This window comes from Mesorhizobium sp. 43Arga (genome assembly GCF_053714255.1).
In genome coordinates this window covers 610216-633269 of sequence record NZ_JBSKBO010000002.1, presented here as the reverse complement: position 1 = coordinate 633269, position 23054 = coordinate 610216, and the positions used below count along the sequence as shown (strand labels likewise).

At 64.3% G+C, this 23054-nt stretch carries 23 protein-coding genes; 12 read left to right on the top strand and 11 right to left on the bottom strand.

Going from position 1 to position 23054, the window contains the following annotated elements; genetic code table 11:
- Nucleotides 1–99: 99 nt before the first annotated feature.
- Nucleotides 100–882 (top strand): FadR/GntR family transcriptional regulator, encoded by a 783-nt coding sequence (locus tag ACWGS8_RS09485; RefSeq protein WP_454580671.1) that lies wholly within the window; start codon nt 100–102, stop codon nt 880–882.
- A gap of 19 nt (nt 883–901) precedes the next feature.
- Here the strand turns inward: ACWGS8_RS09485 and ACWGS8_RS09480 are convergent, their stop codons facing one another.
- Nucleotides 902–1891, bottom strand: a complete 990-nt coding sequence (locus ACWGS8_RS09480; RefSeq protein ID WP_454580670.1) for an NAD(P)-dependent oxidoreductase — start codon at nt 1889–1891, stop codon at nt 902–904.
- A gap of 68 nt (nt 1892–1959) precedes the next feature.
- Between ACWGS8_RS09480 and ACWGS8_RS09475 the strand changes: the two genes are divergently transcribed.
- On the top strand, nt 1960–2850 hold the full coding sequence (locus ACWGS8_RS09475) for an NAD-dependent epimerase/dehydratase family protein (protein WP_454580669.1): 891 nt from the start codon (nt 1960–1962) through the stop codon (nt 2848–2850).
- 107 nt (nt 2851–2957) lie between these two features.
- On the top strand, nt 2958–3734 hold the full coding sequence (locus tag ACWGS8_RS09470; RefSeq protein WP_454581254.1) for a FadR/GntR family transcriptional regulator: 777 nt from the start codon (nt 2958–2960) through the stop codon (nt 3732–3734).
- A gap of 59 nt (nt 3735–3793) precedes the next feature.
- Here ACWGS8_RS09470 and ACWGS8_RS09465 read toward each other — a convergent pair whose 3' ends face one another.
- Nucleotides 3794–4084: a DUF3175 domain-containing protein gene (locus ACWGS8_RS09465; RefSeq protein ID WP_454580668.1), complete on the bottom strand. Its 291-nt coding sequence runs from the start codon at nt 4082–4084 to the stop codon at nt 3794–3796.
- 170 nt (nt 4085–4254) lie between these two features.
- Here ACWGS8_RS09465 and ACWGS8_RS09460 point away from each other — a divergent pair, with 170 nt between their 5' ends.
- The 7 genes from ACWGS8_RS09460 (at nt 4255) to ACWGS8_RS09430 (ending at nt 12341) form a co-directional block, all read left to right on the top strand.
- Nucleotides 4255–5484, top strand: a complete 1230-nt coding sequence (locus ACWGS8_RS09460; RefSeq protein WP_454580667.1) for an MFS transporter — start codon at nt 4255–4257, stop codon at nt 5482–5484.
- Between the two features lie 140 nt (nt 5485–5624).
- Nucleotides 5625–6653 carry an HTH-type transcriptional regulator GntR gene (gene gntR / locus ACWGS8_RS09455; RefSeq protein WP_454580666.1) on the top strand — a complete coding sequence of 343 codons (1029 nt, stop codon included), beginning with the start codon at nt 5625–5627 and terminating at the stop codon, nt 6651–6653.
- 306 nt (nt 6654–6959) lie between these two features.
- A complete protein-coding gene (locus ACWGS8_RS09450; RefSeq protein ID WP_032930882.1) occupies nt 6960–8087 on the top strand; it encodes a sugar ABC transporter substrate-binding protein in 1128 nt (375 codons plus the stop codon).
- Between the two features lie 81 nt (nt 8088–8168).
- Complete coding sequence (locus ACWGS8_RS09445; protein WP_454580665.1) at nt 8169–9716, top strand: sugar ABC transporter ATP-binding protein; 1548 nt, start codon at nt 8169–8171, stop codon at nt 9714–9716.
- Entirely contained in the window at nt 9713–10693 is a 981-nt protein-coding gene (locus ACWGS8_RS09440) for an ABC transporter permease (RefSeq protein WP_454580664.1), read from the top strand. Before ACWGS8_RS09445 ends, ACWGS8_RS09440 begins: the two co-directional genes overlap by 4 nt.
- Nucleotides 10690–11676 (top strand): ABC transporter permease, encoded by a 987-nt coding sequence (locus tag ACWGS8_RS09435; protein WP_454580663.1) that lies wholly within the window; start codon nt 10690–10692, stop codon nt 11674–11676. Before ACWGS8_RS09440 ends, ACWGS8_RS09435 begins: the two co-directional genes overlap by 4 nt.
- A 116-nt stretch (nt 11677–11792) precedes the next feature.
- Complete coding sequence (locus ACWGS8_RS09430) at nt 11793–12341, top strand: gluconokinase (protein WP_454580662.1); 549 nt, start codon at nt 11793–11795, stop codon at nt 12339–12341.
- Here ACWGS8_RS09430 and ACWGS8_RS09425 read toward each other — a convergent pair.
- The 3 genes from ACWGS8_RS09425 to ACWGS8_RS09415 form a co-directional block, all read right to left on the bottom strand.
- Nucleotides 12336–13466, bottom strand: coding sequence for a hypothetical protein (locus ACWGS8_RS09425; protein WP_454580661.1), 1131 nt, complete (start codon nt 13464–13466; stop codon nt 12336–12338). The two genes, ACWGS8_RS09430 and ACWGS8_RS09425, sit on opposite strands and share 6 nt — an antisense overlap.
- A gap of 81 nt (nt 13467–13547) precedes the next feature.
- Nucleotides 13548–13997, bottom strand: a complete 450-nt coding sequence (locus ACWGS8_RS09420) for an RrF2 family transcriptional regulator (protein WP_010910348.1) — start codon at nt 13995–13997, stop codon at nt 13548–13550.
- Nucleotides 13998–14245: 248 nt separating this feature from the next.
- Nucleotides 14246–15232: a sulfate ABC transporter substrate-binding protein gene (locus tag ACWGS8_RS09415; RefSeq protein ID WP_454580660.1), complete on the bottom strand. Its 987-nt coding sequence runs from the start codon at nt 15230–15232 to the stop codon at nt 14246–14248.
- A gap of 221 nt (nt 15233–15453) precedes the next feature.
- Here ACWGS8_RS09415 and ACWGS8_RS09410 point away from each other — a divergent pair, with 221 nt between their 5' ends.
- Together ACWGS8_RS09410 and ACWGS8_RS09405 are read left to right on the top strand one after the other, a co-directional pair.
- Nucleotides 15454–15729 (top strand): antitoxin, encoded by a 276-nt coding sequence (locus ACWGS8_RS09410; RefSeq protein ID WP_454580659.1) that lies wholly within the window; start codon nt 15454–15456, stop codon nt 15727–15729.
- Nucleotides 15729–16127: a PIN domain-containing protein gene (locus tag ACWGS8_RS09405; RefSeq protein WP_454580658.1), complete on the top strand. Its 399-nt coding sequence runs from the start codon at nt 15729–15731 to the stop codon at nt 16125–16127. Before ACWGS8_RS09410 ends, ACWGS8_RS09405 begins: the two co-directional genes overlap by 1 nt.
- 14 nt (nt 16128–16141) lie before the next feature.
- Here the strand turns inward: ACWGS8_RS09405 and ACWGS8_RS09400 are convergent, their stop codons facing one another.
- The 6 genes from ACWGS8_RS09400 to pbpC all read right to left on the bottom strand — a co-directional run bounded on the left by ACWGS8_RS09400 (nt 16142) and on the right by pbpC (nt 23051).
- Nucleotides 16142–17182, bottom strand: coding sequence for a sulfate/molybdate ABC transporter ATP-binding protein (locus ACWGS8_RS09400; protein WP_454580657.1), 1041 nt, complete (start codon nt 17180–17182; stop codon nt 16142–16144).
- Nucleotides 17183–17194: 12 nt separating this feature from the next.
- Nucleotides 17195–18079 (bottom strand): sulfate ABC transporter permease subunit CysW, encoded by an 885-nt coding sequence (gene cysW, locus ACWGS8_RS09395; RefSeq protein ID WP_143973624.1) that lies wholly within the window; start codon nt 18077–18079, stop codon nt 17195–17197.
- A complete protein-coding gene (cysT, locus tag ACWGS8_RS09390) occupies nt 18072–18923 on the bottom strand; it encodes a sulfate ABC transporter permease subunit CysT (RefSeq protein WP_454580656.1) in 852 nt (283 codons plus the stop codon). The genes cysW and cysT overlap by 8 nt, the downstream gene beginning before the upstream one ends.
- A gap of 80 nt (nt 18924–19003) precedes the next feature.
- Nucleotides 19004–20032: a sulfate ABC transporter substrate-binding protein gene (locus tag ACWGS8_RS09385; protein ID WP_454580655.1), complete on the bottom strand. Its 1029-nt coding sequence runs from the start codon at nt 20030–20032 to the stop codon at nt 19004–19006.
- Between the two features lie 204 nt (nt 20033–20236).
- Nucleotides 20237–20968, bottom strand: a complete 732-nt coding sequence (locus tag ACWGS8_RS09380) for a M15 family metallopeptidase (RefSeq protein WP_454580654.1) — start codon at nt 20966–20968, stop codon at nt 20237–20239.
- Complete coding sequence (pbpC, locus tag ACWGS8_RS09375) at nt 20961–23051, bottom strand: penicillin-binding protein 1C (protein ID WP_454580653.1); 2091 nt, start codon at nt 23049–23051, stop codon at nt 20961–20963. The genes ACWGS8_RS09380 and pbpC overlap by 8 nt, the downstream gene beginning before the upstream one ends.
- Between the last annotated feature and the right edge of the window lie 3 nt (nt 23052–23054).

Here is a 23054-nt window from a genome sequence, read left to right as displayed (position 1 = left end):
TTGACGCGTCCGTGGTTTGGATTTTTCGGTGACGGGATCGGCGCGACACTGGGTTCGGAGCATCTCCGGGCGACAGGCGGCCGACCTATTGGAACGTGGATGCCCCAGGACAAGGCAAAGAAACAAGCCAGCCGGGCCAAGGCGCAAGCCAGCCGCGATCCGGCGGTCGTGCGCAGGGCGGATGCGGCGCACTTTCCCGGGTCCAGCGTTCATGCCTCGCTCGCCAGTGAGATTGGTCTGCGGATCGTGCGCGGCGACTATCCGCCCGGCAGCATCCTGCCCAACGAGGCCAAATGGGCCGAGACGTTCAATGTCAGCCGTTCGGCGGTGCGCGAGGCGACCAAGATGCTGATGGCCAAGAGCCTTTTGGCATCACGTCCCAAGATCGGCAGCTGGGTCGAACCGAAGGAGCGCTGGAACCTGCTCGACCGCGACGTGCTTGCCTGGTACGCGACCGCACCCGACCGTGAAGCCTTCCTGCGCACCGTGCAGGAGTTCCGCCACATCATCGAACCGGAGGCATCAGCCTTCGCCGCCATGCGGCGCAGCGACGAGCAGATGGCCGAGATCAGCCTGGCCTGCCGCGAGATGGGGGAGGCTGCGAACCTGCCGGAACGCATCCGTGCCGACACGCGTTTCCACCTCGCCATCCTGCGAGCCTCCGGCAACGATCTTCTGGTGCCGCTCGGCGTGCTGATCGAGTCCGCGCTCGACCACCTCTTCGTCTTCACGACACGCCAGGTCAGCGACCAGGACCGGGCGCAGAAACTGCACGAGGCGATCGAGAAGAACATCCGCCTGCAACGGCCGGCGGCGGCCCGCAACGCCGTGCACAAGCTGCTCGCCGACACCGATGAGGGGATCGGAAGCCGGCGGCGGTAGCCGTCCGGCTGCTAGAGCCTTAGATCGTCTGCTTCTTGCCATCCTTGGTCGGCATCAGGTCGACGCCGTTGACCTTGGCGATATGCGTCGCCAGCATCGGCACGAACTGCTCGGCCGGGCCGGTGGCATGGGCGCCGGCGAAGGAATTCTTGGTGGCGTTGCCGAGCGGGTTGGCGATGCCGGCGGCGCCTGCCATCGATTCCAGATAGGTCAGATCCTTGAAGGCGTTGGCGATGGTGAATTTGTGGGCGTCGCGGTCGCCCTCCAGCGTCCAGCGCATGAAGGTCTGGTAGAAGCCGCAATCCATGCGGCCGTTGCGGATGACGCTGTCGAAACGCGGCGGCGAGATGCCGACCTTCTCGGCCAGGGCCAGCGCCTCGGAATAGATGGCGGCGTAGCCCAGCGAGATGAAATTGTTGAGCAGCTTCATGCGGTGGCCATCGCCGGTGTCGCCGATATGGACGATGCGGCCGGCCCAGGTCTCGATCACCGGCTTGACCCTGGCAAAGACGGCGTCGGAGGCGCCGACCATGGCGTCGAGCGTGCCTTCCCAGGCTTCTTTCGGTGTACGGCTCAGCGGCGCGTCGACATAGTCGATGCCCAGCGCCTTGAGTTCGGCCGCGAGCGCCACGGTCGAGACCGGATCCGAGGTCGAACAATCGACGACGACCGAGCCTTTCTTCAAGCCTTCCTTGAGGCCGCCGGGGCCGCGGATGATGGCTTCCACTTCGCGCGACCCGGTGACGCAGATGAAGACGATATCGGACGTTGCCGCGACATCGCGCGAGGTGGCCGCTTCCTTGGCACCTCGGCCCAGCAAATCTTCCGCCGGCTTGCGGTTCTTGCGGCCAAGGAATGTCAGGGGATAGCCCTTGTCGACGATGTTCTTGGCGATGCCGTGTCCCATCAGGCCAAGGCCGATGAAGCCGATCTTTTCGCGCGTGGTGGTGGTGTTCATGTCGTCTGTCCTATCCCGGATTATCGATAATTGCGGCGCTGTTTTAGCCATATGCGGTTGCAGAAAGCAATATTGTCTGACAATAGACGGTAATTCCAGAGCCTGTCATGGAGACCAGAATGACGAAGCGGATCATGTTCACCGGCGGCAGCGGCAAGGCTGGGCGTCATGTCGTGCAATATCTTGTCGAACAGGGCTGCCAGGTGCTCAACATCGACACCAAGCCGCTCGACAATCCCAAGGTGCGCACGCTGATCACCGACATCACCGATAGCGGGCAGGTGTTCAACGCGCTGTCGAGCTACATGGGCCTGCACGAATTCGACCCCTCGCTGCGCCCGCAGCCGGCGGATGCGGTGGTGCATTTCGCCGCCATCCCGCGCATCATGATCACGCCGGACAATGAAGTGTTCCGCATCAATGCGCTGGGCACCTACAATGTCATCGAGGCCGCGGTGAAGCTCGGCATCCGCAAGGTGATCGTCGCCTCGTCGGAGACGACTTACGGCCTGGTGTTCGCCAACGAGCCGCGCGATCCCAAATATTTCCCGCTCGACGAGGAGTATGACGTCGACCCGATGGACAGCTATGCGCTGTCCAAGGTCGTCAACGAGAAGACGGCGCGTGCCTTCGCGCAGCGCAACGGCACCGACATCTATGCGCTTCGCATCGGCAATGTCATCGAGCCGCATGAGTATTCGCTGTTCCCGAAATGGTTCGCCGATCCCGGTTTCCGCAAGCGCATCGCCTGGAGCTATGTCGACGCGCGCGATCTCGGCCAGATCACGCTGCGCGCCATCGAAAAGGACGGGCTCGGCTACCAAGTGTTCAACGCCGCCAATGACGACACCTCGTCCGACCTGCCGACGGCTGAACTCCTGAAGCGATTCTATCCCAACGTGCCGGTCAAGGCCGAACTCGGCGAGTACGAGACGCTGCTGTCGAACCGCAAGGCGCGCGATATGCTGGGCTTCCGTCCGGAGCACAGCTGGCGCAAATACGTCAAATAGGCCGAACGGGGATAAAATCGCGGCTGGGTTGTGCATAGAAGCGGGCTTTGCGGCCCAACGCCCGCGCCGCGCTTGACAGCTTCCGCAAACCGGCCTTTCTGAAGTCCATGCGGGACGCCAAGCCGAACAAGGATAAAACGCCGAAAAAGCCGGCATCCGCCGAGCGCCCCTCCGGTGTTCGCCGGGCCGACGCGGCGCGCATTCCCGGCGCCAGTGTGCACACGTCGCTGGCCAGCGAAATTGGCCTGCGGATCGTACGCGGCGATTATCCGCCCGGCACCATCCTGCCCAATGAGGCGAAATGGTCGGAAACCTTCAGCGTCAGCCGCTCGGCGGTGCGCGAGGCGATCAAGATGCTGATGGCCAAGAGCCTCCTGGCGTCACGCCCCAAGATCGGCAGCTGGGTCGAGCCCAGGGAACGCTGGAACCTGCTCGACCGTGACGTGCTCGCCTGGTACGCGACGTCGCCCGACCGCGAGGTGTTCCTCAAGACGGTGCAGGAATTCCGCCATATCATCGAGCCGGAAGCGACCGCCTTCGCCGCGATGCGGCGGACCGACGAGCAGATGGCCGAGATCAGCCAGGCCTGCCGCGAGATGGGGGAGGCGGCCAGCCTGCAGGAGCGCACGCGCGCCGACACACGCTTCCACCTCGCCATCCTGCGGGCTTCCGGCAACGACCTTCTGGTGCCGCTCGGCGTGCTGATCGAATCCGCGTTCGACCATCTCTTCACCTTCACGACGCGGGCGGTCGACGACCTCAATCATGTGCAGAAGCTGCATGAGGCGATCGAGAAGAACATCCGCCTGCAGCGTCCGGACGCGGCGCGCGCCGCGGTTCGCAAGCTGCTCGCCAACACCGACCACGTGATCAAGTCGCGCTAGGGTGTGTTGATATTCAGGTGATGCCGGCCTGACCTGAATCTCACCATCCGAGGCCGGAGCTAATCTTCCTTCTCGCGCCCGAAGGCCACGCGCAGTTCGTCCTTGGCCTGCTCGAGCACTCGCCGACGTGCGGCGGGCAGGTTCTTGCCGGCGCGGTTGATGTAGAAATTCAGCATCGACATGGCGGATTGGAAGGGTTCGGCCTTGCGGCGATGGCTGTGTTCGGCCGACCGCTTGAGCGAGGCGGCGATCTTCCTGGCATCCTCGGCTTCGAAGATGTGATCCTCGAGATCCATGGCATTGCTATGCTCGGTCACCTCGGCCGACCATTTTTGCCTGGCAGCGGTCATGGCTGGGACTCCTTTGCGGTTTGATGATCGGAAAACTCCAGACATCGGTGTCGGTTCCCGGCTTCCTGTCCGCTCTGGAGCCACCGATTTGCCCGCCCTGGCGCTGCTGCGTCGCTCGAATGCGTCGATAGTGGCGCAACGGTTTGCGAAACCGTCGACAGGAAACGCCCTTGACCCGAACCGACTTGAACCGGCCCAGTCCCGGCATCGACAGCTCCTACGCCTGGATGCGCCTGGCCATCTCGATGGTGCTGGCGACGATCGGTGCGGTCGGCATGTGGGCGGTCGTCGTGGTGCTGCCCGCCGTGCAGGCCGAGTTCGGCGTCGATCGTGCCGCGGCATCCATGCCCTACACCGCGACCATGGTGGGCTTCGCCGCCGGCAATGTGCTGGTCGGCCGCGCCATCGATCGCATGGGTTACTGGATCCCGGCGCTGATTTCTTCCGTGGCGCTCTCGGCCGGCATGCTGCTTGCCGCACTTTCGACCTCGATCCTGCAATTCACCCTTGCGCAAGGGTTGCTGATCGGGGTCGGCACGTCGGTGATCTTCGGGCCGCTGATCGCCGACATCTCGCACTGGTTCAACCGCCGGCGCGGCGTTGCCGTCACGGCGGCGGCTGCCGGCAATTACCTCGCTGGGGCGCTCTGGCCGACCATCATGCCGACGCTGATCAAGGCGGAAGGCTGGCGCTTCACCTATGCGGCGATCGGCATCTTCTGCCTGGTCACCATGGTGCCGCTGGTGCTGACGCTGCGGCGCGGCGCTCCGGAGGCTGCGGCCGCCGGCTCGCCGGGAAGCCGGCCGGTGCAGCCGATTCCCATGTCACCGGCGGCGCTACAGGCGCTGCTGGTCGTCGCCGGCCTCGGCTGCTGCGTGGCGATGTCGATGCCGCAGGTGCACATCGTCGCCTATTGCATGGATCTCGGCTACGGCATGGCGCATGGCGCCGACATGCTGTCGATCATGATGGCGGCGGGCGTGGTCAGCCGGCTTGCGTCGGGTTTTGTCGCCGATCGCATCGGCGGCGTGAAGACGCTGCTCATCGGTTCGGTGCTGCAATGCCTGTCGCTGTTGTTCTACATCCCGTTCGACGGGCTCGCCTCGCTCTATGTCGTGTCGCTGGTGTTCGGCCTGTCACAAGGCGGCATCGTGCCGTGCTATGCGATCATCGTGCGCGAATATCTGCCGGCCAAGGAGGCCGGCCAGCGTATCGGCATCGTCATGATGGCGACGATCTTCGGCATGGCGATCGGCGGATGGATGTCGGGCTGGATCTACGACTTGACCGGCTCCTACGCCGCCGCCTTCCTCAACGGCATTGCCTGGAATTTGCTGAACATAGTGGCGATCGGGCTGTTCATGTGGAAGGCAAGGCACAGGGCCGTCATGGCAGCCTGAGGCACGCCTCGGCTTGACAATGGGCAGAGGCTGCGCGACCCCAGGGACCAAGGGTTATGGCAACAGGCCGGTGAGATGGCGACAGCCGAGATGATCGTATTGCGGGCGCGCTTCGGCGGCCAAATGCGCGGACCTTGGGCTTGATCAAGCCGCGCTCGCGCCGGGGCAGCGGCCGCCCGACCATAGCGGATGTCGCGCGCAAGGCTGGCGTCGGTGCCATCACCGTGTCGCGCGCGCTGCGCGAGCCTGAGCGTGTCAGCCAGGATTTGCGCCGCCAGATCCAGGCCGCCGTCGACGAGCTCGGCTATGTGCCGGACCCCAATGCACGGGCGCTGGCTTCGGCGCGCGCCGAGGTGTTCGGCGTGCTGGTGCCGTCGCTCACCAACAACGTCTTCGCCGAAGTGGTGCGCGGCATCTATGACAGCCTGTCGGACAGCCCGTTCCGCATCCAGCTTGGCAACACCCACTATTCCGGGCTCGAGGAGGAGCGGCTCCTGCAGTTGTTCGGCTCGCAGCGGCCGGCAGCGCTGATCGTGGCCGGCATCGACCAGACGCCAACCTCGCGAAAGCTGCTCGAAAATGCCGGCTGCCCAGTGGTGCAGGTGATGGAGACCGGGCCCGATCCCGTCGACATGATGGTCGGTTTCTCGCATTTCGACGGCGGCAGGACGGCGACCGAGCATCTGATCGAGATGGGTTACCGCCGCATCGGCTTCATCGGCGCGCGCATGGATCCGCGCTCGCAGCGGCGCCTCGCCGGCTACCGCGCCGCGATGGAGAAGGCCGGGCTGCTCGACCCTCGCCTGATCACCACCACGCCGCTGCTGTCCAGCGTGCCGCTCGGGCGAGAGCTGTTTCGCGATGCCCTGGCCAAGATGCCGACGCTCGACGGCGTGTTCTGCAACAATGACGACATCGCGCTCGGCGTGCTGTTCGAGTGCCACCGCGCGGCGATCGATGTGCCGAAGACCATCGGCATCGTCGGTTTCAACGACCTCGACATGATGCAGGTGGCATTTCCCTCGATCACCAGCATCCGCACCTACCGCTACGAAATCGGCAGGCGGGCGGTGGCCATGGCCTTGGCGGCCATCGCCGGTGACCGGCCAGAGCAGCGGGTCGTCGATCTCGGCTTCGAGCTCAAGCGCCGCGAGAGCACAGCCCGCTGAACCGCTTTTTAGAGCGCGCTCAAATGGCGCTTTACACCGCGCAATGGTAGCGCTACCATTTTTCTGAACGAGCCTCGTCTCTGAAGTGATGGGTTTGTTTATTATACATAAGCAACAGCTCAAGCTTGTTTATTATGTATAATATGATAGTTTTTCTTCGGTCGACGGGGACGGCAAAGGGAGGTGGCGCGAAGGTCGTTGGCACCTGGGCAGGCGTGACTGGGCAAGGCGGGAGGGCCTGCCGGAAACGCGGGAATTGCATGAAACTGAAGCAACAAATCAGAACTGCAATCGGGAGGATTATCGATGATCAAGTCACTCGTCGGTGGCATCGTTGCCGCCACTGCATTCGTTATGTTGAGCTCGTCGGCGATTGCCGCGGGTCCCGAAATCGTCAAAGGGCCGGCCGCCGAGCCTGACTGTTTCGCACCCTGGGCCGCTGACACGCAATTCTTCAAGTTCCCCAAGAAAGCCGGGCCATACCGCATCGCGCTCGCCAACGGCTATATCGCCAACACGTGGCGCATCCAGATGGTACAGACCGCGAAAGCCTATGCGGCGCAGAAGGATGTCGCCGCGAAGCTGAAGGAATTCAAGGTCGTCTCGACCGGCGAAGATGTGCCGGCGCAGATTTCGGCGATCAACAACTTCATCGATTCCGGTTATGACGCGATCGTCGTCAACGCGCAGAACCCGACCGCATTCGGGCCGGTGATCAAGCGCGCCAAGGAAGCCGGCGTCGTGCTGGTTGCCTTCGACAACATTCTCGACACCAAGGACGCCATCAACGTCAATGTCGACCAGAAGGGTCTTGGCGAATTGTGGGGCAAATGGCTGGTCTCGCATGTGCCTAACGGCGGCAAGGTGCTCGAGGTGCGCGGCGTTGCCGGCACGTCGGTCGACACGGACCGCCACAACGGCATCCACGAGGTTCTCGATGCCTCCGGCAAGAAATGGGCCGTCACCGAGGTCGTCGGCAAGTGGGATGATGGCGTTGCGCAAAAGGCTTCGGCCGATGCGATCGCCACCAACGGCCCCTTCGACGGCGTCACCGGGCAGGGCGGCGACACCGGCATCGTGCAGGCGATGATCGATGCCAAGCATCCCTTCGTGCCGTTCGGCGGCGAGACCGAGAACGGCTTCCGCAAATTCTGCGCGGCCCATGCGGCCGACGGGTTGAAGTGCTCGTCAGCCGGTACCGGCCCCGCACAGGTGGCGGTTGCCATCAAGACGGCGATCGCGGCGCTTGAAGGCAATGTCGTCCCGCAGTCGGTCAAGCTGCCGCTTGCCATCGTCGAGGATCCGAACTTCAAGGCAGGTCAGGATTTCTTCCCCGACCAATCCGACAATTTCTTCGTCGGCAATTCCTTCCCGACCTGCGGCATCAATTTCACCGCGCAGGAAATCATGGGCCAGACCAAGGCGGACCAGTAGGCTGCACTCCCGGCGCCGTGGGATCTCTCACGGCGCCGGTCATTTGATACGCTGGTGATCAAAGCGCCCCGGGGAGGGCCGATGGACAGTGCGGTTCCGCTCTTCCAGATGGAAGGCATATCCAAGCGCTATGGTGGCGTGCGAGCTCTGGAAAAGGCGGAGCTTGTCGTCACATCCGGCAGCATCCACGCCATCCTTGGCGAAAACGGTGCCGGCAAGTCGACGCTGATCAAGGTCATGGCCGGTGTCGTGGCGCCCGATGAGGGGCGCATGACGCTGGATGGCCGGGAGGTGACCTTCCCGTCGCCTGCCGCCGCCAACCAGGCAGGCATCGTCTGCATCTTCCAGGAGCTGTCGCTGGTTCCAGATCTCAGCGTCGCCGACAACATCGTCATTTCCGATCCGCCCAAACGCTTCGGCATGATTGACCGCAAGGCGCAACGTCGCGTCGCGGAGGAAGCGCTTGCCCGCGCGGGCGCGGCCGACATCCATCCGCTGGCGCTGGTCAAGGATCTTCCCCTTTCAAGAAGGCAGATGGTCGAGATCGCCAAGGCGCTGGCCAGAAAGCCACGCATTCTCATCCTCGACGAGGCGACCTCCGCGCTGACGGCGGCGGATGTCTCGAAGATTTTTGGTGTCCTGAAACGGCTTCGCTCGGAAGGGCTGGCGCTGCTCTACATCTCGCACCGCATGAACGAGATCGCCGAACTTGCCGACCAGTGCACGGTGTTCCGCAATGGTCGCAATGTCGCCAGCTACAAGGCCGGCTCGAAGAGCGACAATGAGGTGGTCGAATTGATGATCGGCCGCGAATACAGCCATATCTTTCCGCCCAAGCCGGCGGCAGCACCGACCACCGCCGCTCCCAGGCTCGAGGCGCGCAAGCTTTCCTGGGCCGACCGGCTGCACGACATCTCGCTGACCGTCAGGGCAGGCGAGGTGGTCGGCCTTGGCGGTCTTGACGGCCAGGGCCAGCGCGAATTGCTGCTTGCCTTCTTCGGCGTGCTGCGCGGCCTTGCCGGTGAGGTGCTGATCGACGGCAAACCGGTCGCGATCGGCAGCCCCGCCAAGGCACGGCAGGACGGCATCGGCATGGCGCTGATCCCCGAAGACCGCAAGACTGAAGGCCTGATGCTTCCGATGACGGTGCGCGAGAACCTGTCCTTCGCCGCGCTCGACCGGTTGTCCAAAGGCGGCATCATCGACCGCGCCGCCGAGCAGCGGCTGATCGACGACATGGTCGGCCTGCTGGCGATCAAGACGGCGGGTCTCGATATTCCGGTCGGTGCGCTGTCGGGCGGCAATCAGCAGAAGGTCGTCATCGCCAAATGGTTGATGCGCCAGCCGCGCATCATCCTGCTCAACGATCCGACCCGGGGCATCGATGTCGGCACCAAGCAGGAGCTCTATCAGCTGATGCGCAAGCTGGCGGACGCCGGGGCCGCGATCCTTTTCTATTCGACCGACTATGACGAGCTGATCGGCTGCTGCGACCGTGTGCTGGTGCTCTACGACGGCGCGGTCAAGCGCGAACTGGTCGGCGCCGAGATCACCGAGCGGGCGCTGATTGCAAGCGCGCTCAATATCCATGGCGAGGAGAGCCCGGTGGGCCTGGGAGCAAGTGCGTGAAAGATTGGCGCTACTGGCTGGCGGAGCAGCGCGGAACGCTCTTGGCGCTCGGCATCTTCATCGTCATGTTCATCATCTACACCTCAAACCATCCGGCCGGCTTCACCGCCAATGTGGTGCAGACGGCGGCGAACAAGGGCGTGCTGCTCGCTTTCGTCGCCATGGCGCAGACGCTGGTGGTGATCACCGCCGGCATCGACCTGTCCGTCGGTATGATTTTTCTCCTCACCAACTGCCTGGCCTCCTGGCTGGTGGTGGGCACGCCGTTGCAGACGACGCTCGGCGTCATCGTCGTGCTGGCGGTCGGTCTTCTGTGCGGCGCCATCAACGGCGCCATCGTCATCTACGGCCGGCTGCAGCCGATCGTTGCCACCATCGCCACCGGGGCCGTCTATTACGGCATCGGCCTTTTGCTGCGGCCCTTCCCGGGGGGGTCGGTCAATGAGGATCTGGCCGATGCAATGACCGGACGCGTCTTCGATGTGGTGCCCGCGAGCCTCGTCGCGCTGTTCGCCATCGTGTTGTTGATCTGGGTGCCGTTCAGCCGCTCCGTGCTTGGCCGCGCGGCCTACGCGGCGGGATCGTCGGAGACGGCGGCCTATATGTCGGGCGTGCCGATCAGGCGCGGCAAATTCGCCGCCTACACGCTGGCCGGGCTGCTGGCCGCGATCGGCGGGCTGTTCCTGACCTTCTTCACCTATACGGGCGACGCGGCCTACGCCAGCGGCAACGCCTACACGCTGTTTTCGATCGCCGCCGTGGTGCTGGGCGGCGTCTCGCTGTTCGGCGGCAAGGGCAGCGCCATCGGCGCCATCTTCGGCGCGCTGGCCTTCCGCACCATTGGCGATCTGTTGTTCGTGTTCGATTTCGATCCGCTCTGGCAGCCGCTGTTCCAGGGGGTTATCCTGCTGATCGCGGTCAGCCTCGGCGCCTTCGCCCTGTTTCGGGTCCGCAACCGGCTGGAGTGGTTCCTGTGAGCGAAACGACGTTGGGCGGCATTGCCGGCCGCATGCCGAAATTCATCCGCCGAGCCGACCCGGCGGTGCTGACCGCATTCGCCTGCATTGTGCTGCTGCTGTTCCTCGGCAGCCTCTATTCCAGAAGCTTCCTTTCGCCTGAATATCTGCTGCAGCAGTTGAAGGTGGCCTCGTTCCTCGGCGTCATCGCAACCGGCATGATGCTGGTCATCCTGCTCGGCCAGATCGACCTGTCGGTGCCATGGTCGGTGGCGGCTGGCGCGATGATGGCCTGCGCGGCGGCCGCCTACGGTCCGCTCGGCGTGGCGCTTGCCATCCCGTTCGGCATCTTTTGCGGCGTGCTGATCGGCATCGTCAACGGCATCGGCGTCGCCTATCTGCGCATCCCCTCGATGATCATCACGCTCGCCACCAACGCCGTCGCGCAAGGGCTGATGGTGGTCTACACCGGCGGCTTCTCGCCCCAGGATTCGGCCACGGGCGCGATGCGCTACCTCGCCACCGGTTTTGCCATTCCGGGCGTGCCCAACGCGGTCATCATCTGGGCGCTGATCGGGGCGGCGATGGTTTTCGTGCTGACCCGCACCGGCTTTGGCCGCACCGTCTACGGCATCGGCAACCGCGAGCGCGCCGCCTATCTCTCCGGCATCGACACAAGGCGCGTGGTAATCATCGCCTTTGCCGTCTCCGGCGGGCTCTCGGCCTTTGGCGGCGTGCTGCTGGCCGGCTATGCCTCGAAGGCGGCGCAGTCGATGGGCGATGCGTATTTGCTGCCGTCGATCGCCGCGGTGGTGCTCGGCGGCACTTCGATCCTCGGCGGGCGCGGTTCCTATCTCGGCACTGTCGCCGGCGTCATCCTGATCACGCTGCTGCAGTCCATCCTGTCGGTCATGCAGATGCCGGAGGCGGGGCGGCAGATCATCTATGGCGTCGTCATTGTCGCCATGCTGCTGCTCTACGGCCGCGCGCCGGCAAGCCGCTAGAGCCGGATGATTTCAGGTCGAATCGACCTGAAATCTGAATCCGCTTCTAAATCAAGGAGATAGAGCATGATGTCGTCCGAAAACCGCTTCACACTTTTCGGCACCATGCTCTAGCCGTGGACGAAGAAGCAGCGCAGGCGCCGACGGGCGCTCCCGGCTCGGTGCCTCCGGCGATCGTTGTGATGGGCGTCGCCGGTTGCGGCAAGTCGGCTGCCGGCATCGCCCTGGCGGCCGCGCTGGGTGCCGTCTTCATCGAAGGCGACAGGCTGCATCCGCCGGAGAATGTGGCGCGCATGGCAAGCGGCGAGCCGCTCACCGACCAGTTGCGTGAAGGCTGGCTCGACGCCATCGGCGAGCGTATCGCGGCGTCGATCGGCGAAGGGCAGGGCGTGGTCGCGGCCTGCTCGGCGCTGAAGCGCAGCTATCGCGAACGCCTGCGCGGCTTTTGCCCCGACATCGTCTTCCTCTATCTGGAGATCGACCCGGCGACGGCAAGGCAGCGGGTCGCCGGCCGCAAGGGCCATTTCATGCCGGCAAGCCTGGTCGACAGCCAGTTCGCCATTCTCGAGACGCCGGGGAGCGATGAGCGGGCGCTGACAATCGACGCGACGCGTTCCGTCGCCGATGTCGTTGCCGACGCGATGCATCTGCTGGCCAGTTCATGAGCCGGTATCGTCGCCTGTCATGGCGTGGTTCGAGGCTTCCGTGAGCCTTCGGCTGCTGGACCAGATCAGCATCTGTTCGGGAAAAAGTTTCAGCGCTTCGAGCAGCCGGTCGCGCTTGAGCAGGATATAGCGTGCCTGCAGCACCATGTCCTTGGCGCCATCCCGTCCGATCTTCGGCTCGGCCGGTAACAGTTCCGGGCTGATGACGGCCCGGTATTCGCGGAAGGGAACGGTCTCGAAGGTCGACATGGCAAACAGCGCCGCCTTGCCTCTGGCGGCGAAATTCGCTGGTGCCGAGGCAAGATGCGTCCAGCCGCTTTGGCCGATCGCGACCTCGGCGAAGGTCGAGCCCGCGTGGATGGTGTTGGTCATCAGCACCACGCCATTGCGCTTCAGGATCTTCTGGATGCGGATGGTGACCTGATAGGCATCGTCGCGCTCGAAGACGATGCGGCTTTTGAGATAGCGGTTCTCGACCTTGATCAGCGGCGGGTTCAGGAAACGCAGGCCGAACATCGATTCCGAGACACCGTGGGAATTGACACTCACCTGATGCGCCTCGATGCCTGCCTCATACAGGGCGCGCTTGCCGAGGACGGTCTGGGAGGTGAACTGGTCGCACCAGACGATGGCGCCGTGGCCGCGCAGCAGCGCTGCCCGCAGTCCTTCCTGTCCCTCCAGCCGGATAATCGGGGACCATCGGAAGCCGGCAAGGTGCGCGGCAAGCTGCAGCCGGCGGCGGTGGCGCGCCGCAAGCAGCGCCTCGAACAGCGTGCGCGCATCGATGCTGGCGCCAAGCACGGCGCGTGTCGCCGCGGCATAGGCTGGAAATTGCTTGCGCATATGGCGTTTCAGGCGGAGCCTGGACATCCGGTCGCAGATCGGCGCCCACCAGCGCAGCGGCGCCGAAGCCGCGACCGCGAGATAGAATGCGGCAAGCAGGCTTTCGCGTAGATCCTGGTTCGAGAACCGGCGCGTCCTGCCGGGGTGGACCAGTTTGCGGCTGAAAAAGCGCACATCCTCCGCCCGCTCGGGAACGCGAATGTCGGCGATGATCTCACTGCGGAAGGCGGCCGCGGATGGCGGCTTGTGGTTGCGGGATTTTGCGAACCACGACGGCCTCATCGGTCCAGCCTTTTGTCCAAGACCGCTTTACTGCGTTGGCATGGACCGTGCAACCTTGCGACGCCGGCCGCCTCGCAAGGCTCAGATTTGCGAGGAAAGCTCGACCGGGAAATCGTCGTTATCGGCATCGCGCATGGCGGCGAGGCTTCTGTTATCGAGCACCTCGGCGATCGCCTGGCGTACCTCCAGCATCATGTGCCGGACCTGGCAGGTCGCCTCGTCGCAATCCTCGCAGCGCTGGTACTGCGTGCGGCTGGCGCAGGGGATCGGCGCCAGCGGGCCGTCCAGCACGCGCACGACATGGCCGATCTTGATCTCGGAGGCAGGCCGGGCAAGCCGATAGCCGCCTTCCTTGCCCTTGCGGCTCTGGACGAAGCCGGCATTGCGCAACTCGCCCAGGATGGCGTCGAGGAATTTTTTCGGGATGTTGTTGGCGACCGCGATATCGTTGACGAAGGCCAATTGGCCAACCGGCAGGCTGGAAAGATGCACGAGGGCCTTGAGGCCGTATTTGCCTTTTTTTGTCAGCATGCCCGAGTCAACCCGTTGAAGCCCCAACCACCCCGCATCTGGCGGCTGTTTGTGTGCAAATGATGACGGTTCCGCCGCGCGATGGTATTTCGCGAAAACAAGACGCCAAATGGCACGTTAGGCACAAGCGCGTTGATTCTTTGTAACGTTTGTCGGGATGGCGCCGTATTCGTCCCGGCTGATGGCAGAAACGAAGAAAGCCGGCTCAATGCCGGCTTTCCTCATCTATTCAATTCAAGCCGCAACCGTCAGCGGCTGCCATAGGCCTGGTCGAGCAGGCCACCGGCGGCAAAGTGCTCTTTCTGGATCTTGTCCCAGCCGCCGAAGACGTCTTCTACCGTCAGCAGGCGCACTTCCGGAAAATCGGGCTTGTATTTGGCGGCGACGGCTGCGTCACGCACCCGGTTGCCGTTCTGGGCGAGGATGTCCTGGCCTTCGGGCGTGTAGAGGAAGTCGAGATAGGTCTTGGCCAGATCGCGCGTGCCGTGCTGATCGGCGACCTTGTCGACGATCGCCACCGGGAATTCGGCGAGCAGGCTGACCGAGGGGGTGACCTGCTCGAACTTGTCGTCGCCATACTCCTTGCGGATGCCGCGCGTCTCGGATTCGAAAGTGATCAGCACGTCGCCGATCTCGCGCTGCACGAAGGTGGTGGTCGCGGCACGGCCACCCGTGTCGAAGATCGGCACGTTGTTGAACAGCTTGGTGATGAACTCCTTCACCTTGGCATCGTCGCCCTTGAAGGCTTCCTTGGCGTAGGCGGTGGCCGCCAGATAGGTGTAGCGCGCATTGCCCGAGGTTTTCGGGTTGGGGAAGATCACCTGGACGTCGTCGCGCACCAGATCGTTCCAGTCCTTGATGTGCTTGGGATTGCCGGCACGGACAAGGAACGAAGGCAGCGAATAGAAGGGCGAGGCGTTGTCGGGAAAGTCCTTCTGCCAGCCGGCGGAGACGAGCCCTTTCTTGACCAGGAAATCGACATCGGTGACCTGGTTGAAGGTGACGACATCGGCACCAAGCCCCTCGGCGATGGCGCGCGCTTGCGCCGAGGTGCCTGCATGCGACTGGTCGATGGTCACGCCAGGATGCTTGGCGACGAAGGCCTTGTTGACCTGGACGAACAGTTCGCGGCCGACGTCATAGGAGGCGTTGAGCAGCTTGTCGGCAGACCAGGCTTGGGAGGATGCGAGGAACAGGCCGGCAACAGTGACGACGCCGAGAAAAAATCGCTTCATGAAAAGGCTCCGGAGGCAATGCGTTATGGCTCGACCTTAGCCGTGGCGCAGGGGGCGGGGCGAGGCATGGGTGATGGCTCCGCGACCTTGCCGCGAGAAAAGATATGGCCAACACAGCGGTTCCTTAGAATTCTGTTCCAGACTTCGGCCTGCGTTTTTCTGTTGCTTGCCTAGGGTTGCCATTTGGCATATACATACGGCATATACAAGCGGAGGCAAGCATGCCCCAGCATCGCTACACGACCACGCCGCCACCGAAGGAGGCGAAACTGTTCCGCAACAACCGCAGCCAGGCGGTGCGCATTCCTGTTGAGTTCGAGCTCCCCGGCGACAAGGTTCTGATCAGCCGCGAAGGCGACCGCCTTGTCATCGAGCCGCTCCGCAAACCCGGGCTTGCCGCGCTGCTCGCCCAATGGGCGAAAGAGGCGCCGCTAAGTCCCGAGGACGACTTTCCGGAGATCAACGATGCGCCTGTCAAAGCCGAGGACATTTTTTGATGCGGTTCATGCTGGATACCAACATCATCAGCGACATGATCCGGAACCCGGCCGGCAAGGCCGCCAATGCAATGGTGCGCGAGGGAGACGCCGCCGTGTGCACCAGCATCGTCGTTGCCTCTGAATTGCGATATGGCTGCGCCAGGAAGGGATCGACCAAGCTGCTCAAGAAGGTCGAGGACCTGCTGGCTGAGATCCCCGTGCTGCCGCTCGACGTGCCGGTGGATGTCGAGTACGGCGCACTTCGTGCCGAGCTGGAGGCTGTTGGCCAACCCATTGGACACAATGACCTTTTTATTGCTGCTCACGCCTGCGTATTGGGCACCACGCTGGTGACGGCCAACATCGGGGAGTTCACCGGGATACGGAAGCTGAAGGTCGAGAACTGGCTGGAGTAGCACCGGCCTGGAGATCAAGCCGCTGGAAACAGCTTCCAGCGCCCCGGACGGAACGCCACCCGGCTCTTCTGCGCCGCGGGATGTCCGACCGGCAGCTCGATCTCGACCCGCTGGCGCTCGCCGCCGATCTCGAGTTCGACGCGCCGTGTTCCGGCGACGCGGCGACTGGCTGCCACCGTGCCGGCGATGCAGCCGCTGCAGCCATCGAGCAGTTCGACGTCGTGCGGGCGGAAATAGAGCGTCGCCTCGCCCTCGGGCGCATGCGGCGCCGACAGCCCGATCGGGCGATCAGCAAGCCAGATCTCGCCATTCTCGACCTTGACGGGAAGCGAGCTCGATTCACCGATAAAGCCGTAGACGAAGGGCGAGTTCGGCGTGTCGTAGATATCGTCGGCGGTGCCGACCTGCTCGATGCGGCCCTGGCTCATCACCACGACGCGGTCGGCGAGCTCCAGCGCCTCCTCCTGGTCGTGGGTGACGAAAACGGTGGTGTGACCGGTGCGGTCATGGATCTCGCGCAGCCAGCGGCGCAGTTCCCGGCGCACCTGAGCGTCGAGCGCGCCGAACGGCTCGTCGAGCAGCAGCACCTTGGGTTCGATCGCCATGGCGCGCGCCAGCGCGACACGCTGGCGCTGGCCGCCGGAGAGCTGCGCCGGATAGCGCTTCTCCAGCCCCGAAAGCTGGACGAGGTCGAGGAGTTCGGAAGCGCGACGGCGGATTTCTGTTGCCGGCGGCCGCGAGGACCCGTGCCGGACTTTCAAGCCGAAGCCGATATTGTCGGCCACCGTCATGTGCCGGAACAGCGCATAGTGCTGGAAGACGAAGCCGACGTTGCGCTCCTGGATCGACTTCTGCGAAGCATCCTCGTCGCCGAAGAAGATCTTGCCGCGCGTCGGCCGTTCCAGCCCGGCGATCAGCCTGAGCAGCGTCGTCTTGCCGGAGCCTGACGGCCCCAGCAAAGCGATCAGTTCACCCGACTTGATGTCGAGCGACACGTCATGGAGCGCCGGAAACCGCTCGAACTCCTTGCGCACGTTGGCAACGCGAACTTCCATTTACAAAACCTTCTAATGCCCGCGCGTCGCGGCGAGTTCGGCGCCGTAGCGCATCTCGAGCAATGTTTTCAAGACCAGCGTGACGAGCGCCAGCCCGGCAAGCAATGAGGCGACGGCGAAAGCGCCGACGGCATTGTACTCGTTGTAGAGGATTTCGACATGCAGCGGCATGGTGTTGGTCAGGCCGCGTATGTGGCCTGAAACCACCGACACCGCGCCGAATTCGCCCATGGCGCGGGCGTTGCACAGCAACACGCCGTAGAGCAGGCCCCATTTGACGTTGGGCAGCGTCACATACCAGAAGGTCTGCCAGCCATTGGCGCCGAGCGAAAGGGCGGCCTCCTCATCGCCATTGCCCTGTTCCTGCATCAGCGGGATCAGCTCGCGGGCGACGAAGGGGAAGGTGACGAAGACGGTGGCGAGCACAATGCCGGGCACGGCGAACAGGATCTGGATGCCGTGTGCCTTCAGCCACTCGCCGAGCAGCCCTTGCGCGCCGAACAGCAGCACATAGACCAGGCCCGAGATGACCGGCGAGACCGAGAAGGGCAAGTCGATCAGCGTGGTGAGAAACGCCTTGCCCTTGAACTCGAACTTGGCAATCGCCCAGGCGGCGGAGATGCCGAAGACGACATTGAGCGGCACCGAGATCGCCGCGACAAGCAGTGTCAGGCGGATGGCCGAGCGTGCGTCCGGCTCGCCCAGTGCCTGCGTGTAGGCGCCGACGCCTTTAGCCAACGCCTCATGGAAGACGATGATCAGCGGCAAAAGCAGGAAGACGCCGAGGAAGACAAAAGCGATCGCCATCAGCACGGCCTGGGCCGGCCGGCTCTCGGTCACGGCCGCCGAACGGCTCTCATGGTAGGGTTCGTAGGATTTGATTTCGGGATCAGCCATACCGCTTGCGGCTCCATGTCTGCACGAGATTGACGACCAGAAGCATGACGAACGACAGCGCCAGCATGATCGCCGCGATCGCGGTCGCCGCCGGGTAGTTGTATTCCTCCAGCCGGATGACGATCAAAAGCGGCGCGATCTCGGATTTATAGGGCAGGTTGCCGGCGATGAAGATGACCGAGCCGTATTCGCCGACGCCGCGCGCGAAGGCCAGCGAAAAGCCGGTGATGATGGCCGGCGCCAGACCCGGAAACAGCACGCGGGTAATGATCTGGAAGCGGCTGGCGCCAAGCGTGGCGGCGGCTTCCTCCACCTCCTTGTCGATCTCCTCCATGATCGGCTGCACCGTGCGCACGACGAAAGGCAGGCCGATGAAGACCAGTGCCACGACGATGCCGAGTGGCGTGTAGGCGACCTTGATGCCGAGCGGCATCAGCAATTTGCCGATCCAGCCATTCGGCGCATAGAGCGTGGTGAGCGCGATGCCGGCGACCGCCGTCGGTAGGGCGAAGGGCAGGTCGACCATGGCGTCGACGATGCGGCGGCCGGGAAAGCGGTAGCGCACCAGCACCCAGGCGACCAGCGTGCCGAAGACGACGTTGACGGCCGCCGCGAGGAAGGCGGTGCCGAAGCTGATTTCCAGCGCATTGAGGGTGCGGCGGTCGCTGGCGATCGCCCAGAAGTCAACCCAGCCGAGCGAGGCCGAGCGCCAGATCAGCCCGGACAGCGGAATGAGGATGATGAGGGTGAGGTAGGCAAGCGAGAAGCCGAGCGTCAATCCGAAACCCGGAATGACACTCGGCTGCCTGAAACGCCACCCCGCATGCGCGGGTGCTGTGGTCATGGAGTTCTGGATCGTCCCTTCTTACTCAACCAGATTTGCCGAAGAAGCCCATTCGCGGGCTTCTTCGCAACTGCCGAACCTCACTGGGCCGGCTTGTAGATCTGGTCGAATATACCACCGTCGCCGAAATGATAAGGCTGCGCCTTCTTCCAGCCGCCGAAAAGCGGATCGTCGATGGAGATCAGCTTGATATCGGGGGTCTTGGGCAGATCGGCCGCCGCGACCAGTTCGGGCTTGGCCGGGCGATAGTGGTTCTTGGCGATGATCGTCTGGCCTTCCTTGGAATAGAGCCAGCTGAGATAGGCTTCGGCCACCTTGCGCGTGCCCTTGGCATCGACATTGGCGTCGACGACCGCCACCGGCGGCTCGGCCAGGATCGATGTCGGCGGGTAGACGATCTCGAAATTGTCGGCGCCGAATTCGTCGAGCGCCAGATAGGCGTCGTTTTCCCAGCCGATCAGCACGTCGCCGATGCCCTTTTGCGCGAAGGTGACGGTCGAGCCGCGCGCGCCGGTGTCGAGAACCGGGGCGTTGGCGTAGAGCTTGCCGACGAATTCCTTGGTCTTGGCCTCGTCGCCGCCGTCATGGGCGTTGGCGTAGGCCCAGGCGGCCAGATAGTTCCAGCGGGCGCCACCTGAAGTCTTCGGATTGGGGGTGATCACCTGGGTGCCGTCCTTGACGAGGTCGCTCCAGTCGTGGATGCCCTTGGGGTTGCCCTTGCGGACCAGGAAGATGATGGTCGAGGTATAAGGCGCTGAATTGTTTTCGAATTTCTTGCGCCAGTCGGGATTGATCTTCTTCGACTTGGAGACGATGGCGTTGATGTCGCCCTCGAGCGCCAGCGTCACCACGTCGGCGTCGAGGCCGTCGATCACGGCGCGTGCCTGGGCGCCTGAGCCGCCATGCGACTGCTGGATGGTGACCGTTTCGCCGGTCTCGGCCTTCCAGTGGGCGGCGAAGGCCTCGTCATAAGCCTTGTAGAGCTCGCGCGTCGGATCGTAGGAGACGTTGAGGATGGTGGTGTCGGCGAACGCGAAACCGAGCGTGCCGAACTGGACAGATGTGGCGACCAGTGCGCCGAGCAGTTTCCTGAAATGAGGTTTGGTCATATCTGCCTCCGTTGAACCCGCGCCAAATCTAGCGAACTGATAGAAATTAGATGCATCGAATGTTGCCTTTTTTGCCCTCCTGAAGAAAATCTTCGACGATCCTCCGGCGCAATGGGAAATATTTTCCTCGCCGGCGCTCGGCGCGGATTCGAGGTCCTATCTAGGGACGCGCGGTGCCGAGGCAAGGCCGCCTGGTCCGGCAAATCACTCGGCGCTCACCGTGAAATCGAAGCGCTCGGTGGGAAAGGGCTCATGCCCGAGCGTGAAGTGCCACCATTCGCGTGCGTAGTTCTTGAAGCCGCCGGCACGCATGACCTGGACGAGCAGCTTGCGGTTCGCCGCCGCTTCATTGCCGAGCGGGCGGTGCGCTGTCTCGCTCATCGGGTCGAAACAGTCGAAACCGGTGCCGAAGTCGAGCGTATCGGCATCGCTGGCGCCGCAGGGCGGTTTGGAGACGGAGGGACCGTCGGCGCGCGCAATCGCGACATCGACGGTCGAGCCGCGCGAATGGGTCGACAGTTCACCGACATAGCCCTTGGCGATGAGGTCGCCACGCCGGACCCTGGGATACCATTGCGGATCGGGCGGCCCGCCCTCTCGCGTCCAGTCGCCCATATCGGCGACGGCGCGGGCGGGGCGGTAGCAGTCGAAGACGACCAGCGTCAGGCCTTTCGCGGCGATGGCCTGCTGGACGCCGGCAAGGGCTTGCGCTGCCTGCAAGGTGAGAATGCAGGCCGGTGCGTCGTAGCCGTTGACCTTGCGGTGCAGGAAATTGCCTGCGCCGGCGTAGCGGATGTCCTGGCGGATCGACGGGGCGACATCGGCGAGGCGGACGAAGCCGGCGGGGAGGGGGTCGGCATGTGCCGGCAGAACGGAAGCGACAAGCGTCAGCGCGTAAAAGCCAACGCGCGGAATCGCCTGGCGCGCTCTATTCAACGAACACTTTCACGCTGGCCGCTCGCCCGGCCGCGTCGATCACGGTCAGCGTCGAATAACCGGCGCCGTCCGGTTGCCAGGTCGCGGTGCGGCGGCGGTCGATGCCAACCAGCGGTTTGCCGTTGGCAAGCCAGCGGAACGGCGCACGGCCGCCTTGCAGTTTGAGCACCAGCGGCGTGGCGTCGGCGGAATTCGTGGCGAGGTCGACGCGGGCGCCGTCCGGCGGGAAGATGATTGTCGGCGCCGGCTCGGTCGGCGTCGCCTGCACCAGGCCATCGGCGCCGGCGCCGAAGCGGGCGAGCGTCACCGGCAGGTCCTGGCGCTTGGGGGTGAAGGCGCCGGGCGGCTTGCCCGGCAGCGGCACGGTGGCAAGGCCCGAGCGGACAAAGCCCTCGAACAGGATGGGGGCGGCCGAGACATAGCCGGAAAGGCCCGGCACGGCGCTGGCATCGGGACGCCCGACCCAGACACCCAGCACGTAGCGGCCGTCGAAGCCGACCGACCAGGCGTCGCGATAGCCGTAGGAGGTACCGGTCTTGTAGGCGATGCCGCGCTGCAGGGTGCCCTCCGGCGGCTTGACCCCCGACAAGATGTCGATGATCTGCCAGTTCGCCTGGTCGTTGAGGATGGTGGCGGTGGTGCGCTCGGCATTGGGAGGCTCGGTGCCGTCATGCAGCGTGTGCGTCTTGCCGCCATTGGCGAGCCCCGTATAGAGCTGGACGAGATCGCGCAGCGTGACGCCGACACCGCCAAGGCCGATGGCCAGGCCCGGCGCTTCGTTGATCGGCAGGATCGGGTTGACGCCGGCCTGGCGGAAGCGCGCCGTCAGCCGCGCCGGGCCGACCGCGTCGAGCACGCGGATCGCCGGCACGTTGAGCGACAATTGCAGCGCCTGGCGGACGCTGACATCGCCCTGGTAGCCCATGTCGAAATTCTTGGGCCGGTAGCCGCCGAAATCGACGGGACTGTCCTCGATCAGCGTTTCCTGCGCCACCAGTCCCTGTTCGAAGGCGAGGCCATAGATGAACGGTTTCAGCGTCGAGCCAGGCGAACGCACGATCTTGGTCATGTCGATCCAGCCGGAGCGGCTGGCATCGAAGAAATTGGCCGAGCCGACTTCGCCCAAAATGTCACCGGTGCGGGAATCGGCCAGCACCATGGCGACGGAGAGGCGCGGCCCAAGCTTGGTGGCGGCATCGCGCGCCACCTGCTCCAGCCCTTCCTGGACGCTTTTTCGGATGGTCAGTTTGAGCGGCTGGCCGGGGATGGCCCTGGGCAGCATCGCATAGGCGGCGTGCGGGGCAAGCGCCGGCAAGGTGCGGCGCAGGCCCGACACATCGTCAAGGGCGGCGCGTGCGGCCTCGCGTTCGCCGATCAGGCCCGACGAGACCATGCGGGTCAGCACACGGTCACGGGCGGCGTGGGCGATTGCCAGGTTGCGGTCGGGCCGGCGCTTTTCCGGCAATTGGGGCAAGGCGACGAGCAGGGCGGCTTCCGAGACGGTGAGCCGCTTCGGCTCCTTGCCGAAATAGGCAAGCGCAGCGGCGCGCACGCCTTCGAGGTTGCCGCCATAGGGCGCCAGCGTCAGATAGCGTTCGAGGATCTCTCGCTTGGATAGCCGCCGCTCGATCTGGATGGCGCGCAGCATCTGCTTGATCTTGGAGCCGAGGCTGCGGCTTTCGCGCGGTTCGATCAGGCGGGCGAGCTGCATCGAAAGCGTCGAGCCGCCGGAGACGATGTGGCCGCTGGTGATGAGCTGGCCGGCGGCGCGGCCAAGCGCCAGCACGTCGACGCCCTGATGATCCCAGAAGCGTTTGTCCTCATAGGTGACCAGCATGTCGACGAACTGCTTGTCGACCTGGTCGAGCCGGGTTTCGAGCCGCCAGTACCCGTCCGGTGTGGCGAAGGCGCGCAACAGCTGGCCATCGCGGTCCTGGACTTCGGTCGAGACCGTGAGTTCCGCCGGCAGCGGCGGCGGGAAAGCGCGGTCGAGCTCCCAAAGGGTGGCGACGGAGACCGCGAGGGTACCTGCGCAGCAAGCTGCGGTGAAGGCGGCACGGCGAAGGAATTTTTGCGAGAGCATGGC

What these genes read in the sequence shown, in the direction of transcription:
- ACWGS8_RS09485 (WP_454580671.1), top strand. Translation starts at nt 100, where the DNA reads ATGCCCCAGGACAAGGCAAAGAAACAAGCCAGCCGGGCCAAGGCGCAA.
- ACWGS8_RS09480 (WP_454580670.1), bottom strand. Translation starts at nt 1,891, where the DNA reads ATGGCTAAAACAGCGCCGCAATTATCGATAATCCGGGATAGGACAGAC.
- ACWGS8_RS09475 (WP_454580669.1), top strand. Translation starts at nt 1,960, where the DNA reads ATGACGAAGCGGATCATGTTCACCGGCGGCAGCGGCAAGGCTGGGCGT.
- ACWGS8_RS09470 (WP_454581254.1), top strand. Translation starts at nt 2,958, where the DNA reads ATGCGGGACGCCAAGCCGAACAAGGATAAAACGCCGAAAAAGCCGGCA.
- ACWGS8_RS09465 (WP_454580668.1), bottom strand. Translation starts at nt 4,084, where the DNA reads ATGACCGCTGCCAGGCAAAAATGGTCGGCCGAGGTGACCGAGCATAGC.
- ACWGS8_RS09450 (WP_032930882.1), top strand. Translation starts at nt 6,960, where the DNA reads ATGATCAAGTCACTCGTCGGTGGCATCGTTGCCGCCACTGCATTCGTT.
- ACWGS8_RS09445 (WP_454580665.1), top strand. Translation starts at nt 8,169, where the DNA reads ATGGACAGTGCGGTTCCGCTCTTCCAGATGGAAGGCATATCCAAGCGC.
- ACWGS8_RS09425 (WP_454580661.1), bottom strand. Translation starts at nt 13,466, where the DNA reads ATGAGGCCGTCGTGGTTCGCAAAATCCCGCAACCACAAGCCGCCATCC.
- ACWGS8_RS09420 (WP_010910348.1), bottom strand. Translation starts at nt 13,997, where the DNA reads ATGCTGACAAAAAAAGGCAAATACGGCCTCAAGGCCCTCGTGCATCTT.
- ACWGS8_RS09415 (WP_454580660.1), bottom strand. Translation starts at nt 15,232, where the DNA reads ATGAAGCGATTTTTTCTCGGCGTCGTCACTGTTGCCGGCCTGTTCCTC.
- ACWGS8_RS09410 (WP_454580659.1), top strand. Translation starts at nt 15,454, where the DNA reads ATGCCCCAGCATCGCTACACGACCACGCCGCCACCGAAGGAGGCGAAA.
- ACWGS8_RS09405 (WP_454580658.1), top strand. Translation starts at nt 15,729, where the DNA reads ATGCGGTTCATGCTGGATACCAACATCATCAGCGACATGATCCGGAAC.
- ACWGS8_RS09400 (WP_454580657.1), bottom strand. Translation starts at nt 17,182, where the DNA reads ATGGAAGTTCGCGTTGCCAACGTGCGCAAGGAGTTCGAGCGGTTTCCG.
- cysW (WP_143973624.1), bottom strand. Translation starts at nt 18,079, where the DNA reads ATGGCTGATCCCGAAATCAAATCCTACGAACCCTACCATGAGAGCCGT.
- cysT (WP_454580656.1), bottom strand. Translation starts at nt 18,923, where the DNA reads ATGACCACAGCACCCGCGCATGCGGGGTGGCGTTTCAGGCAGCCGAGT.
- ACWGS8_RS09385 (WP_454580655.1), bottom strand. Translation starts at nt 20,032, where the DNA reads ATGACCAAACCTCATTTCAGGAAACTGCTCGGCGCACTGGTCGCCACA.
- pbpC (WP_454580653.1), bottom strand. Translation starts at nt 23,051, where the DNA reads ATGCTCTCGCAAAAATTCCTTCGCCGTGCCGCCTTCACCGCAGCTTGC.